Consider the following 15,573-nt stretch of genomic DNA (forward strand, 5'->3'; position numbering starts at 1 on the left):
ATCAAAACCGAAAACTCAAATTAGTTTTAAGTTTTCAAAAGGGGATTTATATTCATGTTTCGCTCAGAATGGAAAAAATTAAAAAGCCCGATGATGGTGATTGTCATCTTGGCAATCATTCTTGTTCCCTTTCTTTACAACTCCATTTTCCTATCTGCATTCTGGGACCCGTACGGTCAGACAGAAGAGATTAAAGTGGCCATCGTAAATGAAGACAAGACGATCAAGTATGAAGGTGAAAAAATTGATATCGGGGATCAATTCATCAAAAAATTAAAAAAGAACGATGACTTTGATTGGCAGTTTCTTTCAAGTAAAGAAGCCGAAAAACAGTTACGTTCCGGGGATATCTATATGACGGTCGTCATTCCAAAAAACTTTTCAAAGAATGCGACAACTTTACTCGATGAACATCCTAAAAAAATTGAACTCGAGTATTACTTGAACCCTGCTAAGAACTACTCAGGGACACAGATTTCAAGTAATGCCGCTAAACAGTTAAATGAAAAAATTCGAAAATCCGTAACGAAGCAATATAGTAGCGCCATCTTCGGAGCCCTAAAAAAAATCGCGCAAGGTCTTGAAGATGCCTCAGAAGGTTCGTCGAAGCTTGAAGATGGTGCCAACAAAACGACAGACGGTGCCAAAACGCTTACGACGAATCTCGGCAAACTGACAGATGGTACAAACGACTTGTCAACGAACTTAGCCAAGGCAGCGGATGGTTCGTCTCAACTCTCGACAGGTCTCAACACACTTAACGATGGTGCTCAGACGCTCGCTGAGAAATCTGGTGAGTTATCGAGTGGTCTGAACCAACTGGATGACAACAGCGGTAAACTCATTAAAGGATCAACTGACCTGCAAGCTGGCTCTACTCAACTTCGTCAAGGTCTTGAATCGGCTTCTGCCGGATCAACTCAACTGCGTCAAGGTATTGAGAGTGCTTCTGCTGGTGCATCAGAGTTAGATAGCAATCTTCCGAAATTCAATGCCGGACTCAATCAACTGAATGAAAAAGCACAGGAAGTGGATGCGACGATTACAAACTTGAACAGTGCCGCTGCAGCTTTAAAACAAGATTTAAGCGCTCGGCGTGAAGCAATTGAAGCTAACGTCGCAACAATCAAGGGAGTCATTTCTTCTTCTGAGAATTTATCGGAAGAAGAAAAACGTACGTTACTTGAATCGATTGCGACGATGGAACAAAATGTTCAGAGTCTCGCGCAACAAGAAACGGCTCTCGATGCTAGTCTTGCCGCTGCCAACGATGCGACAGATAAAATTAATCAGTTAGCAGTCGGTGGACAAAACATCGCATCCGCCGTCTCGCAACTTGACGGTGGTCTAGTAAAATTACTTTCAGGTGCAAAAGACTTGGAGCAAGGTCAAAACAAACTGCTTTCAGGTGCAAAAGACTTAGAGCAAGGTCAAACTGATTTTAATCAAGGATTAACGACGTATACAGATGGTGTTCATAAAGCAGCTGACGGTAGTACACAGTTAACTGCCGGTGCTCAAAAAATTGCGACCGGGACAAACGATGCCAGTACGGCAATGGGAAGTTTGAACTCAGGACTCGGTCAACTGACAGACGGTGCGGTAGCACTTTCATCTGGGGCCGGTCAATTGACAGATGGTGCTTCGCGCTTAGCAGATGGTAACTCTAAACTGGCTGACGGAGCAAAAACACTCACTGATGAACTCGGTAAAGGTGCAAAAGACGCAACAGTCAAACCATCAAACGATCGCGACAACATGCTCGCTGAGCCTGTCGTATTAAAAGAACATGACTACTCGACCGTTAGCAACTACGGTTCCGGACTGTCTGCTTATATCTTAAGTATCGCGTTATTCGCTGGTGCGTTGATGTTCTCTTCGGTCTACCAGATTCGTCCAGCACACGGAGAGACGTTATCATGGCGCTTCCTCGTCGGTAAACTTTCTTTGATTTTACCAATCGGTGCATTGCAAGGGGTTGCCGCCGCGACCGCTATCGTTTACGTCCTCGATTCGACTGTCGCGAGTGTCCCTGCCCTCTATGGCTTCGCCGCCTTGACCGGGATGACGTTCATTACCTTGCTATTCGCTTTGACGATGTTATTTGGCCGCGTTGGACAATTCGCAGCGTTCCTGCTATTACTCCTTCAAATCGGTGGTAGTGGCGGTACGTTCCCAGTCGAAATGACACCAAGCTTCTTCCAGTATATTCACCCGTTCCTACCGATGACGTATTCAGTCAGTGGGTTCCGTGAAGCACTTGGACTCGGTGTCACAGATGCTCTTGCTTCTAATAGCCTAGTCCTCGGATCGATTCTAGCCGGAGCGTTAGTACTTGTCTTCGTAGGTGCTTTAAGCGCTAAACGTATTTTGCTTTCGACGAAAGCGAGAAAATCACATGACGCAGCATGAAAAAGAACAAGTCATCCTAAACGCGGCAATGGATTGTTTCTCTGAACTCGGTTATAAAGGAACGACGATTGAACGAGTTGCAAAGCGGGCCCATGTTGGAAAACCAACTGTTTATCAGCTGTTCGAAAGTAAGCTTGATTTGTTTGAATCTCTTGTAACCTTCGTGTTACAAGAGATGCGAACGGAAGCTGAGAATGCTTACGTCGAAGGTGCAAGCGTGGAAGCCAATAAACAGGCGATGATCGATGCAATCGTTAATCATCAGCAGCAACATTTATTCATCTTAAAAATTACAGAAGAGACGCACAACTTAAAACTACAAGAGATGCAGGAGTTACGGACCCGCATTGAAAAACATGTTGTTGACTATATTAAAAACTTACTCGAAACACGCCTCGAGCTAGATGTCAGTTCCTCTGGAATCCCGATTGATGTAACAGCGTTTCTACTGTTTCGAACGTATATCGCTTTGATTGCCGAATGGCCATTGATCGGCGATGAGCTTGACCTAAAAATCATCAGTCAAGCCATGCTCAAGCTACTGTAACCAAAAAGAATGACTTCTCCTGTTAAGGAAGAGTCATTCTTTTTTTGTCTAGTACTGCCTTCTTACTGGCATGCCGTTTGACTAAATGGTATGTCTTTTTCATCGTCCTGAACAAGAAAACATTTTGATACAGCTTCTTCACCCACTCCCACCTATTCTTGTCTCTCTTCGTTTGATTCGAAATGAATCAATGATTTCCTTTTACAGAACCCCTTTATTTTGAGTTTAATCGTATACTTAAACTATCTTGCTTGAATGGAGTGTTACCCTGTATGCAATCGTATATGCTTCTCCCGCTTTATCTCTTGGTTCTGCTTGTCTACGTCATCATTTCACTGATTGATATGTGGAAATCCTATACGGCAAGCAGCAACTCGTCGGACTTCCTGTTTTTCATCTTGACGCTAGTCGCACTGTTTGCAGGCTTTCTGCTTGCCCCGATCCTGTCACTACTCTTTCATTGGAAACGCAACCGCCTCAAACGAAATATCGGGCTCGTCCTCTTCTTCATCCTCATCATTGCGTACATCGTAAGATTTTTTATTTCGTAAGTCAAAGCGGCGTCGTCTTTCTCGGCGCCCTCTCTTTTATCTATCGACTTCAACTTCTTCCCCCTAAAAACAATTTCCGTAACAACTCTTTTGACGGCATGTCTGACGCATTAAATGATTCGAGGTACGCCGCGTCATCATACGGTACATCCATAAATTCTACGTCCCAGTTCTCACTATCTCCTGACACGACCGCAAATGGTGCGATTGCCTCCGGTTGGCACCCTAACGCTCCCGGATTCACATATGTCGTTCCGTTTACTTGAACGAACTGTCGCGGATGGTGATGCCCAAAACAAATCAGGGTGGCACTCGTATCAGCAAATAACTGCGGAAGTGTTTCTTTATTACCATCAACCGTCGGACGAAGCGGTTCTTCTCCAATCATTGCCCGCACGTCCCGATAGGCATAATGCGTGAACAGGATACGCCGTGATTCAACTACTTTTGAGATGGTCCGCGGCAGTCGCCCTAAAAAAACTCGATTTTCTGCCGTTAATTGATTCGCAACCCAACTGTGATGTGCTTTCGCATGAAGATAACTGTCCGGATACCGTTCCCCATTCAATAATGCCAAGACATTTTCATCATGATTTCCACTGATTGTCCGAATTTTTTTATCACTTCGAATCAAGTCAATCACTTCATTGGTTTGCGCACCAATTCCGACCAAATCACCGAGGCAGTAAATCGTCTCGATTTCTTGATCCCGGTGGAGTATGGCAAGGACCGCTTCTAAGGCTGACGCATTGCCGTGAATATCTGTAATAAGTGCAAATTTCATGTAACCGCCTCCATTCCAGGTTTACTAACGTTTCTTCTTCCTTTCCTCTTTTAAGCTGAAAGTGAACTGAAAAATAAATTGTCAGAAAATATTGATTATTCATTTAATGCATGTTAGGCTTAGAAAAATTCAAGCGAGAGGAGCACGACACGATGTACCTTCCACAAATTGCGGGCCGACTGATTATTCTATGCACGAGGGACTGAAAACTTTTCCGAGATTTTCCGGAATCGATTTTTGGGCCCTCCTTTTGATGCATCGAATGAGGCGCCCGCACTATTCATGGCGCCTATCCAGTTAACGGATAGGTTTTTTTAATGGAAAAATAGAGAGGATGAAGAAGCGTGAAGGATTATGCGATGGATCGAATGGTAAAGGTATCAGCCGGGATGGCGAATGCAGTGCTCGTTACACTTGGCGTGGGCTTATTGATTGAGACGTTCGGAAACTTATTACATATCGAAGTGTTACTGACGATTGGCGGCATCGCAAAAGTTTTACTTGCCCCGGCGCTCGGTGCCGGCATCGCCTATCAACTTGGTGGTAATACGCTCGTTCTCTTCAGCGCAATGATTGCGGCAACAATCGGTGGTGCTGCCCTCCAGCCGACTGAAGCCGGTCTCGTCTTAATTCCCGGTCAACCGATCAGTGCGTTGATTGCTGCAGCCGTCGCTGTTTATGTCGGAAAACGAATGACAGGCAAAACGAAGTTCGACATGATGGTGATTCCAATGTGTGCCGTACTTGCAGGAGGCATCACTGGTCTTGGTGCTGCTGCCGTAACGACACCCTTACTTACAAAATTCAGTGCAATGGTCACATCTTCTGTCGAAACATCGCCAATCGCGACTTCACTCGTCATCGCACTCATCTTTAGCGTAATTTTAATGTCTCCTGCTTCATCTGCAGCACTCGCCATTGCGCTTCAGCTTGATCCCGTCGCAAGTGCCGCTGCGCTTATCGGCTGTTCCGCACAATTCGTCGGTTTTACTTTGATGGCCTATCGCCAAACCGATCCCGGCGGTTTGATTGCCTCGTTCTTCGTGACACCAAAAGTTCAGTTTCCGAATATCGTCAAGAATCCGCGAATTGTAGCCGCACCGTTTTTAGCAGCTATGATCTCAGCGCCGGTCGCAACACTCGTGTTGTCATTAAAAGTTCCATATGAGTTAGCTGGACTTGGATTGAACTCGATGATTGCGCCACTCAATATTTTCGTCAATCAAGGGTTTAACGCGTTCGCCGTCTTCGTTGTTACAGGCATTCTCTTACCCGGCGTCCTCACATTCGTCTTCTACCGGGCGACAACATTGTTCGGTTGGACAAAAGTTGGCGATCTCCACCTTGAAATCCAATAAAGTATAAGCTATTCCCGTTCAATTAAGGGAATAGCTTTTTTAACGACAAAAAAAACTCGCTCATCAAAAGATGAACGAGTTTTCGGTATGATTCTGACTGGGCTCGAACCAGCGACCTCTACCCTGTCAAGGTAGCGCTCTCCCAGCTGAGCTACAGAATCATGATATCATGTTGCTGGGTATGTCTTTATTATATCAGCATATCGAAAAGTGTAAAGTGTTTTTTCTAACTTTTTCATAAAAATTAAACCGTTTTAAAGTTGCAGCCCTTTAAACCGTCGTCTAGTATGTAATTAAGCACATACAAAAATAAAGGAGGGACATCTTTTGAACTTTTTAACACGTTTTAGCTTAAAAAACTCTGTCGCTGTATTTATCATCGCTATTCTTTTAGTGTTAGGCGGGGTCTATTCATTTACCCAACTCAAGGTCGACCAGTTTCCTGAAATCGAATTCCCGCAAATTTCAGTTGAAGCCGTTTATCCTGGTGCATCCCCTGAGGATGTCGATCAACAAGTCGTCTCAAAACTCGAAACCGCTCTCAAAGGGATTGAGGGATCAACAAAAATTTCGAGTTCTGCGTACGAAAGCATCGGGATCATCAATATTGAATTCCCGTTTGATACCGACATGGACCAAGTCGAGCAACAAATCGATGCGGCGATCCAGGATGCAAACTTACCTGAAGAAGCAAGTACTAAATTAAACCGCTTCTCCTTTGGTTCGTTCCCCATCTATAATATCTCCTTCTTTAGCAAAGACGGAGAAGACATTGAATCACTATTAAAAGATCAAATTGAGCCAGAATTGAACAAAATCCCAGGTATCAACAGCGTTTCGGTCGGTGGTTACAAAGATGACCTCGTCCAAATTACCGTTGATAAAAAGAAGGCAACAGCAGCCGGTCTGTCGCTCTCAAGTATTAAAGATCAAATCAATGCCAAATACGTCTCCTTCCCATCTGGACAACTTGCGGAAGGTGATTCCAAGATTCCAATTCGTGTCGAAGAAAAACTTGAAAATCTCGACAAAATCAAAAATCTACAATTAACATCGTCCATCGGTACCGCAGCTGCTCCAACAGAACCATCTACTGGTGCTACCGGAGGAACAGGTGCACCAACTGAAGCAACTGGTCAGGAGGCACCTCAAGAACCAGCAGAACCGATTCGTTTAAAAGATATTGCGGACATTGAATCTGTCTCAAAACAGAGCGAAAAAACGCGTTATAACTTAAAAGATTCACTCTCGATGGCAATCACAAAAAAACAGGATGCCAACACGGTAGAAATTGCCGATCAAGTCACAAAAATTCTCAACAAATATGAGGATCAAATCGATTATACAATCGGGATTGATTCAGCAAAAGATATCGAAGAGTCCGTTTCGACACTCGTCAAAGAAGGACTTCTCGGTGCTCTATTCGCGTCGATTGCCGTACTTCTGTTCTTACGTAATATTCGTGCGACCATCATCGCAATCGTCTCGATTCCACTTTCACTATTGATTGCTGCGATCTTCTTAAACTGGCAGGACATTTCACTGAACATCATGACCCTTGGTGGGATGGCTGTAGCAGTCGGTCGGGTCGTCGATGACAGTATCGTCGTCATCGAGAATATTTTCCGAAGGGTCCGCAAGTCAGAACAAGGGATGACTAATGAAGTCATCGAACAGTCGACGAAGGAAATCTTAAAAGCGATTACTTCATCGACATTAACGACCGTTGTCGTGTTCTTACCCATCGGATTCGTTGGTGGAATTACTGGTAAGTTCTTCTTACCATTCGCTTTAACCATCATCTTCTCGCTACTCGCTTCATTGCTCGTCGCGATTACGATTGTTCCGATTTTAGCGAAGTTTGCATTCAAAAAGGTTCCGGCGGAAGAAAAAGAAGGCGTCCTCCAACGCTGGTACGGGACATTGATTGAAAAATCATTATCCCATAAAGCGATTATCTTGATTGTCTCTTTCTTATTACTCGGTGGATCACTCGCCATCGTACCGCAACTTGGCTTTACGTTTATTCCGAATGAAGCTTCTAAAACACTGACAGCATCGCTTGAGCTTCCGGCTGCGACATCACTTGAAAAAACAAGTGACGTCTCACTGAAGATGGAAGAGATGTTTGACGATGAAGAAGCGATTGACGATGTGACGACGTCTGTCGGAGCGCGTGACTTCACGACAGGTCTTCGTCTCGATAATAAGGCAAGTTACTTCCTTAACTTAAAAGCAGATGCTGATGTCGAAAAAACAATCAAGTCACTTGAATCACAAATGGATGAGATTGCAGCCGCAGACGATGTCGATGCTAAAATCAGCATCGCCGAACTTTCGACTGGTGGTCCTCCTTCGAACAATAACGTGGACATCGATTTGTTCTCGAATGATCTCGAAGCGCTCCAAACAGCAGCAAAATTAGTCGAAGACAATATGAAAGAAAACAGTGATTTAAAATATGTTACAAATAACTTTAGTGAAAAACAAAAGCAATTCCTCGTTGAAATTGATACAGAGAAAGCAAGCGACCTCGGTCTCTCTGGTTTCCAAATTCTCGGTACCGTCAATGACCAAACGAAACCGGTCACGGTCGGCACGTTGACACTCGACGATAAGGAACAAGACGTTCAATTGTCTTATGCAAAAGAGTTAACATCACGTGAAGATCTTGAAGATGTTCAATTGTTCTCAGCGACAGGTCCTGTTCCTTTAAAAGATGTCGCTACAGTCAAAGCGGTCGATACGTTCACATCGGTTCAGAAACTCGATGGAAAAGTCTACGCACGTGTCTCAGGACAAGTGAAAGGCGATAACGTCCAAACGGTTTCGAGTGACGTTAAAGCAGATGTCGAGAAAATTGAGTTACCCGATGGTGTATCTCTCACAAGTGGTGGCGGTAATGATGATACGGTCGAAATCTTCCAGTCACTCGGAATCGCAATCGTCGTTGCGATTGGTCTCGTCTACTTGACGATGCTGATTACGTTCGGCAAGGCGCGTATCCCATTCATCATCTTGTCATCGCTCATTTTCGTACCAATCGGTTCACTCGTCACACTCTTCTTAGCGAACGAACCATTGTCCGTCAGTGTCATGATCGGATTCTTAATGTTGATCGGTATCGTAACGACGAACGCAATCGTTCTCGTCGATCGTATCGGACAAAATGTCACTCGTGGATTACCAATTCGTGAATCGCTCATCGAAGCTGGTAAAACACGTCTCCGTCCAATCTTGATGACGGCATTCGCAACAATTATGGCGCTCGTTCCACTTGCTCTAACGACTTCGTCCGGAACGCTGATTTCAAAAGGTCTTGCGTTGACGGTTATCGGTGGGTTAACGACTTCAACACTCTTAACGTTAATCATCGTACCTGTCGTCTATGAGTTATTCTTCTTCAAAAAGATCAAAAAAGAACGTAAAGCGTAACGAAAAACCCTTCTCGCCTGTGCGAGAAGGGTTTTTTAGCGTGTACAGATAACAATACGAATCCTCTTTCTCTTCCTTTTCCGTTGCCTTCCTCGGGTGAAGCGGTCTTTCCGAGTGGAAGAAAGCACGGCTCTTTGTCTCGTCACTTCTTTATTTTTCAAGGTATTCATCGGTCCGTTCAATCGTTCCGTTATGTTTTGCGACTAGGCCATCCAAAACTGATGGTTCAAATTCCTCACCAATCGCGATCACCCCTGTCTTCCCGGGTGGTATGACCCCTAACGTCCGTTTAAACGTCTCTTGAATCGCTTGGTTTTCTTTCAATTCTTTTGATCCACCAATCAGCATACCAGTCATCGAACCGAGGAGAATCCCGAACGGACCACCCAGTATACCTACGGCCATCCCAATCAATGAACCTTTAAACGCTTTATTCGAACCACTTAAATCAACGGCATCCTCAAACGAAAATGCTCCATTCTCGCTTCGTTTAATGATTGCGACTTGCTCAAAATCCACTTGCCCATTCGCATGATACTTCTTCAGTTCACTGAACACTTGATACGATGTTGATTCTTCTTCAAACGTTAACGTAATGATATGATGCTTTTCATCTTTTTTAGCCACAGCTTCCACCTCTTTCATACCAGACGGACCGATACAACTGAACGACGAAGCATACATCAAGTATTTACCATTTTTATATCCATATGAAACCTTTTAGCAGACTTTAGACGATTGAAATTCTATAACTTTGGGTAAAATAACATGTACGTGCTTTTTCTAAATAATGAATCATGTAAGGGGCGAATCTGTGATGTCAATTTTAGATTATGCCTTCATCCTCGTATCACTGTTTTGGCTACTCGAATTGTTTCTCTTTCGAAATCGTCAAAAAGAATCATCTCCATACGCAGAACAACGTAGTTTCTACTTAATTTTCATAACGTTGTCTCTCACAATTATTTTCTCGTTGCTATTCAGTCGAACAGACGAAAGTCTCCCTCGACAAATTATCGGACTAGGTTGTTTAGGAGGCGGAGTCTTTTTACGTTACTGGGGCATTCTCCACCTAAAGAACCAATTTACGCGGCACGTTACGGTAAATACGGGTGACCGTCTTGTCAGTACGGGACCGTATCGGACATTACGCCACCCGCTTTATACTGGACTATTGTTTATCACGATCGGTTTCCCGTTATTTTTTGCTAATTGGATCGTTACGATTGTTGCCGGTCTTGTGATGTTCTTTATGTTGCGCCACCGGATTCGAATTGAAGAAACGCTACTCACAGCCGGTTTTGGTCCAGCTTATACGCAATGGGCGACGACACGAAAACGTTTGATTCCTTTCATTTATTAAATTCTAAGGAGAAGTGATTCTATTGAAAAAACAAGCAGTGGTTATCGGAGCAGGTTTAGCAGGAATGTCAGCAGCGATCCGTCTCGCGGGAGACGGTTATGCCGTCACGATGCTCGAGCAGAACGGCAATGTCGGTGGGAAGTTGAATCAACGAAGCGGGAAAGGATTTACGTTTGATACAGGTCCTTCTATCTTAACGATGCCTTGGGTCCTCGAACAACTTTTCTCAAGCGTGCATCGTCGCCTCGAAGACTACTTAGAAATTGAACGGATCGAACCTCAATGGCGGACGTTTTTCGAAGACGGGACAGAACTCGATGTCAAAGGTGACTTACCTGGCATGCTCGATGAATTTAAAAAAGTTTCGGATCAAGCCGATTTTGTTGAACTCTTCAGTTACTCTAAAAAAATGTATGACCTGTGTTTAGATAGCTTTTATAAATATAGTCTTGAAGACTTAAAAGATTTAAAGAAATACCATACGATGTCCGAGTTACTTAAGATGGATCCGTTGAATACAGTTGCAAGTGGGACAAAAAAACATTTGAATAACAAACATCTCGAGCAATTGTTTAATTACATGGTGATGTATGTCGGTTCCAATCCATACGAAGCACCTGCCGTCTTCAACCAAATGATTTATGTCCAAATGGGAATTGGCATCTATTACGTCAAAGGCGGTATGTACAAGATTGCCGAAGCGATGCAAGCATTGCTTGACGAATTGCGTGTCACTGTTCACGTCAACACGCCGGTCGAACGTGTCGTCGTCGAAGGAAAACGCGCAGTCGGAGTCGAGACTAAAGACGGTACGTTTTACCCGGCTGATGTCGTCGTCTCGAATCTCGAAGTCATTCCGACTTATCAAAACCTTGTTCCGGACAAAAAAGCAGGCAAACAAGCGAAAAAGTTAAATGATTCGTTTGTTCCTTCTGTGTCTGGTCTCGTCTTGTTACTCGGAGTCAACCGTGAATACGAATCATTAAAACATCATAATTTCTTCTTCTCGGAAGATCCAGAACGCGAATTTGCACAAATGTTCAAGGATGGTGTACCACCTGAAGATCCAACGATTTATGTTGGTGTCTCGTCGAAATCTGACGCTTCACAGGCACCGGAAGGAAAAGACAATCTATTCGTTTTGACGCACGTTCCTCCCCTTACGAAAAACCCCGCTGGTAAAACGGATTGGGATGCGTATCGCGAAGTCGTCCTCGACAAACTTGAACGGATGGGGCTAGATGGTTTACGCGATTCGATTGAATTCGAATATCGTTTTACACCGGAAGACTTACAATCACTCTATGGACCGAATGGCGGTTCGATTTACGGTGTCGCTGCAGATCGGAAAAAGAACGGCGGCTTTAAAATCCCTTCGAAAAGTGACCTGTACGAGGGACTTTACTTCGTCGGTGGTTCGACGCACCCAGGTGGCGGTGTGCCGATGGTCACATTGTCCGGCCAACTGACGGCAGACTTGATTAAGAAACATGAAGGCGCCGTCAACGTTTAAGTATGGCCCTATACAAAAGAGGCAGTGATTTCCGGTACGTACACGGAAGTCACTGTCTCTTTTAGTTCACCTTGTGACTTGCCGACTTCCGCTATAGCATTCCCCTTCAAAGTCGAGTCGGTACACAGCAGGCATCGGTAACGTTTGCCAAAAGGCATAGTCATACTGCGCATCAAAATGCTGCATCAATAAGGCCATGATGTTTCCATGTGTTCCGATGACAAGCACCTCTTCTTGATGTGTCCGCAGTAACTCGATCGTACTCGCAACGACACGTTCTGTCGCCACTTGATTCGACTCACCACCGTACGGATTATCATCCGGATGTTCCCAAACGACACGGACTGCTTCTTGAAAATCAGCCAAGGCTCCCGGAGCGAGCACTCGCTCCGCGAAATTTGACTGTTCCTTAACAGCGAGCCCCCGATTTGCTGCTAAAGGTTGAACTGTTTCACGTGCTCGCCTGTATGGACTCGTATACACATGATCTACTGCAATATTTTGAAACACTGAAACTAATGCTTCGGCATCTTGCTTTCCTTTCGCCGATAACGGACGATTTCGTTCATCGGTTGAATACGTTGAATGCGCATGGCGCACAAGATAGATAGTCGTCATGATATTCCCCCTTATGTTGACCAATCCGGGTAATCCGTTAACCGATAACCGATTCCCCGAACCGTCTCTAAATACCGATCAATCGGAAATTCCGCGTCACGTAATTTTTCTCGGACATGTCGAATATGCGAATCGACGGTTCGAGGTTCAAGCATGTTTTCATAACCCCAAACAGATTCCAATAAACGTTCCCGCGAAAGGATCGTGTTCTTGGCATGTAGCAGTTTTCCGAGTAACTGAAATTCTTTTTTCGTAAGTGAAATTCGCTGCCCCTCGTATTCACAGCGATAGGCAGCAGAATTATACTGAAGACCATGAAAATTAATTTCTCCATTTCGAGACTCCCCGATTAACAATTCGATTCGAGCAAGCAACTCTCCTTCTTGAATCGGTTTTGAAACATAGTCATCTGCGCCGACTTCGTGACCACGCAAAACATCTTCTCGTTGATTTCGGGCTGTCACCATAATGATTGGAAAATCAGCGAACTGCCGGATAGTTTGACATAATTTCCAACCGTCGACTTCGGGCATCATGACATCTAGTAATGCTAAGTCAATCGGAACCGTTTGAACGAGTTGTAAGGCTTTTTCTGCTGATTCAGCTAAAAAACAGGTGTGTCCATAGGGCTTTAAATATAACTGAAGCAACTGCCGCATACGTGCTTCATCATCCACGATCAATATCCGTGCCATCTTTGTTACACCTCCCATTGGACAGTTACTGTCGTCCCTTGATTTTTCCGACTTTTAATCTCTAAGCTAGCCCCATGCGCTTTGACGATGGCACTCGCAATCGCCAGACCGATTCCTGATCCGCCACGATTCCGAGAGCGCGACGGTTCACTTCGGTACAACCGTTCTGTGACCCGCTTGATTTCATTTTCCTCTATCCCAATCCCCGTATCTCGAACCGTAAAAAAGGGCCCACCTGAATTTCTACCATAATTGATTTCAATGGATCCGGTTTCTGTATACTTCCGTGCGTTATCAAGAAGATTCAATACGACTTGACCAAGACGAACGTCATCTCCTTCAATCGTTACAGCGTCACCCATGACCGTTAGTGTTAATCCTTCCGCTTCAATCGCGGGACGAACTTTCTCGACAAGTGATGGAATGAGTTGCTCAAGTGATACAGGTAACCGTTTAATCAAGAATTCATTTTCATCTAAACGTGCTAATAGAAGAAGTTGCTCAATCAATTCCGTCACCTGCGTGCTTTCCTCTTGAATAATCTTAATATACGAAGCTTTTTCAGATTCTGTTAAACCAGGTCGGCTTAAGATATCCGCATAACCTTTCATATAAGTTAACGGTGTTCTCAATTCATGGGAAACATTTGCTAAAAATTCGGTACGTTCCCGATTCAGAAGATCGAGATCTTTCGCAAGTTTTGTAATCGAACGTGCCAACGCGCCTAGTTCGTCTTGCCGTTCGACCGGCAAATCAGCAGACAAGTTCCCTCTACCAAGTTCTGCCGTCGCCCGTTCCATTTCGATTAAAGGACGTGAAATCACCCGCGTAAAGAACCAAACAACAAAGACCGTCAAGACGAGTGCGACGATTCCAATTCGTATAAATTGCCGGGTTAACGGATCAACTACTCGTTGTATTAAATCTGCCTGGGCGAACATGAACACATGACCTACGTGTTTTCCCGATACAGTGATCGGGCTATCAGTCATCAAGTAGTGCCCTTTCGTCTCGGATGGATTAACAATCCGACTGTTTTTTTGGTATGTAAAGTCGGTATGGACAAGTTTTTGTCGCATCTCATCCGTCAGTCGGTCAGATGTACTTTTGATTTGTCCATATTGATCGGTCACGACAACCGTGAACTCGGACGTCGATTCCATCAAACTGACATGATGAATCGTCTGCTCCGTGAAGGACTGCTCGAGTACGTCACGATGCGTATCCCCCCGATTCAACAGACCTAACATGACTTCATCCGAACGATCTTCGACAAGATTCAAGTACAAAGCACCGAACAAAATACCTCCAGTCACTAAAAAAGCACTCAAAAATAGTACTCCGATATAGTGCGATATGCGTTTCAAGTCATCCCTCCTCATACCATGCTCTTCTTGTTCATTATAAACACCAATTGATTTTAGACTCCAACTGAACGGTACAGGATGCAGAAATGTCACGCTTTCTGCACGGTTTCTGCACGAATAATGGGTAAAGTAATCGTGTCATCACATTATACAGGGGGAATTTAAAATGAAGAAAACAATCGTAGCAAGCCTCACATTATCGACTGCCTTATTGCTTGGTGCATGCGGGAATGATCAAGATAAAGAAGCAAACCACAATGACATGCAGAGTGAAATGCAGGACGATTCACATGAAGGAATGATGCATTCAAGTGACGGGGATTTACCGGAGGGTATTAAAAAAGCAGCAAATCCTAAATTCGAGGTCGGCTCAACAGCAATCATGTCGTCGAAGCATATGAAAGGAATGGATGGAGCGGAAGCGACAATTGCCGGTGCATTTGATACGACCGTTTATGCCGTGAGCTTCACACCAACAGATGGCGGAAAGAAAGTGACCAATCATAAATGGGTCGTCCAGGAAGAGTTAACACCAGTCCCATCTTCTCCACTTAAAAAAGGTGACACGACGACGATTGATGCTGATCATATGACTGGTATGAATGGTGCCAAAGCAACAATCGACAGCGCTGAACAAACAACCGTTTACATGGTTGACTTCAAACCGACGACGGGCGGCGACACTGTCAAAAATCACAAGTGGGTGACAGAAGACGAACTTCAAACGAACGAATAAACTAAAAAAGTCCCGTTCATCAAATGATGAACGGGACTTTTAGTATGATTCTGACTGGGCTCGAACCAGCGACCTCTACCCTGTCAAGGTAGCGCTCTCCCAGCTGAGCTACAGAATCATGATGCAGTACGTTATGTACTTGCTAGGACATTTATTAATATAGCAAGAAACTAAACAGCTGGCAAGTAGTTTCC

Annotated in this window: 13 protein-coding genes and 2 tRNA genes; 8 read left to right on the forward strand and 7 right to left on the reverse strand. The window is 44.4% G+C overall.

The genetic code is table 11. From position 1 onward, the window contains the following. Nucleotides 1–54 precede the first annotated feature (54 nt). From KNQ02_RS11730 to KNQ02_RS11740, 3 genes are all read left to right on the forward strand, one after another. Nucleotides 55–2,412 (forward strand): YhgE/Pip domain-containing protein, encoded by a 2,358-nt coding sequence (locus tag KNQ02_RS11730; RefSeq protein ID WP_214770063.1) that lies wholly within the window; start codon nt 55–57, stop codon nt 2,410–2,412. Next, the gene (locus KNQ02_RS11735; RefSeq protein ID WP_088836336.1) at nt 2,399–2,959 is read left to right on the forward strand and encodes a TetR/AcrR family transcriptional regulator; all 561 of its coding nucleotides are present in this window, start codon (nt 2,399–2,401) and stop codon (nt 2,957–2,959) included. Before KNQ02_RS11730 ends, KNQ02_RS11735 begins: the two co-directional genes overlap by 14 nt. 272 nt (nt 2,960–3,231) lie before the next feature. Further along, complete coding sequence (locus KNQ02_RS11740) at nt 3,232–3,510, forward strand: hypothetical protein (RefSeq protein WP_088836335.1); 279 nt, start codon at nt 3,232–3,234, stop codon at nt 3,508–3,510. A gap of 49 nt (nt 3,511–3,559) precedes the next feature. Here the strand turns inward: KNQ02_RS11740 and KNQ02_RS11745 are convergent, their stop codons facing one another. Continuing rightward, nucleotides 3,560–4,294 carry a metallophosphoesterase family protein gene (locus tag KNQ02_RS11745; RefSeq protein WP_214766705.1) on the reverse strand — a complete coding sequence of 245 codons (735 nt, stop codon included), beginning with the start codon at nt 4,292–4,294 and terminating at the stop codon, nt 3,560–3,562. A 359-nt stretch (nt 4,295–4,653) separates the two neighbouring features. Between KNQ02_RS11745 and KNQ02_RS11750 the strand changes: the two genes are divergently transcribed. After that, nucleotides 4,654–5,652: a PTS sugar transporter subunit IIC gene (locus tag KNQ02_RS11750; RefSeq protein ID WP_088838424.1), complete on the forward strand. Its 999-nt coding sequence runs from the start codon at nt 4,654–4,656 to the stop codon at nt 5,650–5,652. Between the two features lie 88 nt (nt 5,653–5,740). Here the strand turns inward: KNQ02_RS11750 and KNQ02_RS11755 are convergent. Beyond that, nucleotides 5,741–5,813 (reverse strand) — tRNA-Val (locus KNQ02_RS11755). A gap of 166 nt (nt 5,814–5,979) precedes the next feature. Here KNQ02_RS11755 and KNQ02_RS11760 point away from each other — a divergent pair. After that, nucleotides 5,980–9,087 carry an efflux RND transporter permease subunit gene (locus KNQ02_RS11760; RefSeq protein ID WP_214766707.1) on the forward strand — a complete coding sequence of 1,036 codons (3,108 nt, stop codon included), beginning with the start codon at nt 5,980–5,982 and terminating at the stop codon, nt 9,085–9,087. 150 nt (nt 9,088–9,237) lie between these two features. Here the strand turns inward: KNQ02_RS11760 and KNQ02_RS11765 are convergent, their stop codons facing one another. Continuing rightward, on the reverse strand, nt 9,238–9,714 hold the full coding sequence (locus KNQ02_RS11765; RefSeq protein WP_088836332.1) for a DUF456 domain-containing protein: 477 nt from the start codon (nt 9,712–9,714) through the stop codon (nt 9,238–9,240). A 190-nt stretch (nt 9,715–9,904) separates the two neighbouring features. Between KNQ02_RS11765 and KNQ02_RS11770 the strand changes: the two genes are divergently transcribed. Together KNQ02_RS11770 and KNQ02_RS11775 are read left to right on the forward strand one after the other, a co-directional pair. Continuing rightward, complete coding sequence (locus KNQ02_RS11770) at nt 9,905–10,450, forward strand: methyltransferase family protein (protein ID WP_088836331.1); 546 nt, start codon at nt 9,905–9,907, stop codon at nt 10,448–10,450. A 22-nt stretch (nt 10,451–10,472) separates the two neighbouring features. Next, nucleotides 10,473–11,963: a phytoene desaturase family protein gene (locus tag KNQ02_RS11775; RefSeq protein ID WP_214770065.1), complete on the forward strand. Its 1,491-nt coding sequence runs from the start codon at nt 10,473–10,475 to the stop codon at nt 11,961–11,963. Nucleotides 11,964–12,029: 66 nt separating this feature from the next. On the opposite strand, the gene KNQ02_RS11780 is transcribed toward KNQ02_RS11775, so the two are convergent. From KNQ02_RS11780 to KNQ02_RS11790, 3 genes are read right to left on the reverse strand one after another with little or no spacing between them, the layout of a single operon-like run. Continuing rightward, entirely contained in the window at nt 12,030–12,581 is a 552-nt protein-coding gene (locus tag KNQ02_RS11780; RefSeq protein ID WP_214770067.1) for a histidine phosphatase family protein, read from the reverse strand. Nucleotides 12,582–12,592: 11 nt separating this feature from the next. After that, nucleotides 12,593–13,276 (reverse strand): response regulator transcription factor, encoded by a 684-nt coding sequence (locus KNQ02_RS11785; RefSeq protein ID WP_214808611.1) that lies wholly within the window; start codon nt 13,274–13,276, stop codon nt 12,593–12,595. Between the two features lie 5 nt (nt 13,277–13,281). Continuing rightward, the gene (locus tag KNQ02_RS11790) at nt 13,282–14,643 is read right to left on the reverse strand and encodes a sensor histidine kinase (RefSeq protein WP_214808614.1); all 1,362 of its coding nucleotides are present in this window, start codon (nt 14,641–14,643) and stop codon (nt 13,282–13,284) included. Nucleotides 14,644–14,809: 166 nt separating this feature from the next. Between KNQ02_RS11790 and KNQ02_RS11795 the strand changes: the two genes are divergently transcribed. Then, the gene (locus tag KNQ02_RS11795) at nt 14,810–15,379 is read left to right on the forward strand and encodes a YdhK family protein (RefSeq protein ID WP_088836326.1); all 570 of its coding nucleotides are present in this window, start codon (nt 14,810–14,812) and stop codon (nt 15,377–15,379) included. A 45-nt stretch (nt 15,380–15,424) separates the two neighbouring features. On the opposite strand, the gene KNQ02_RS11800 is transcribed toward KNQ02_RS11795, so the two are convergent. After that, nucleotides 15,425–15,497: transfer RNA gene (locus KNQ02_RS11800), tRNA-Val, on the reverse strand. Between the last annotated feature and the right edge of the window lie 76 nt (nt 15,498–15,573).

Origin of the sequence: Exiguobacterium sp. s102, from assembly GCF_018618635.1 — a bacterium.
Classification (GTDB): domain Bacteria; phylum Bacillota; class Bacilli; order Exiguobacteriales; family Exiguobacteriaceae; genus Exiguobacterium_A; species Exiguobacterium_A oxidotolerans.

Excerpts from the sequence above, each read along its gene's own strand:
- KNQ02_RS11730 (WP_214770063.1), top strand. The coding sequence starts at position 55 with ATGTTTCGCTCAGAATGGAAAAAATTAAAAAGCCCGATGATGGTGATT.
- KNQ02_RS11735 (WP_088836336.1), top strand. The coding sequence starts at position 2,399 with ATGACGCAGCATGAAAAAGAACAAGTCATCCTAAACGCGGCAATGGAT.
- KNQ02_RS11740 (WP_088836335.1), top strand. The coding sequence starts at position 3,232 with ATGCAATCGTATATGCTTCTCCCGCTTTATCTCTTGGTTCTGCTTGTC.
- KNQ02_RS11745 (WP_214766705.1), bottom strand. The coding sequence starts at position 4,294 with ATGAAATTTGCACTTATTACAGATATTCACGGCAATGCGTCAGCCTTA.
- KNQ02_RS11750 (WP_088838424.1), top strand. The coding sequence starts at position 4,654 with ATGGATCGAATGGTAAAGGTATCAGCCGGGATGGCGAATGCAGTGCTC.
- KNQ02_RS11770 (WP_088836331.1), top strand. The coding sequence starts at position 9,905 with ATGTCAATTTTAGATTATGCCTTCATCCTCGTATCACTGTTTTGGCTA.
- KNQ02_RS11780 (WP_214770067.1), bottom strand. The coding sequence starts at position 12,581 with ATGACGACTATCTATCTTGTGCGCCATGCGCATTCAACGTATTCAACC.
- KNQ02_RS11785 (WP_214808611.1), bottom strand. The coding sequence starts at position 13,276 with ATGGCACGGATATTGATCGTGGATGATGAAGCACGTATGCGGCAGTTG.
- KNQ02_RS11795 (WP_088836326.1), top strand. The coding sequence starts at position 14,810 with ATGAAGAAAACAATCGTAGCAAGCCTCACATTATCGACTGCCTTATTG.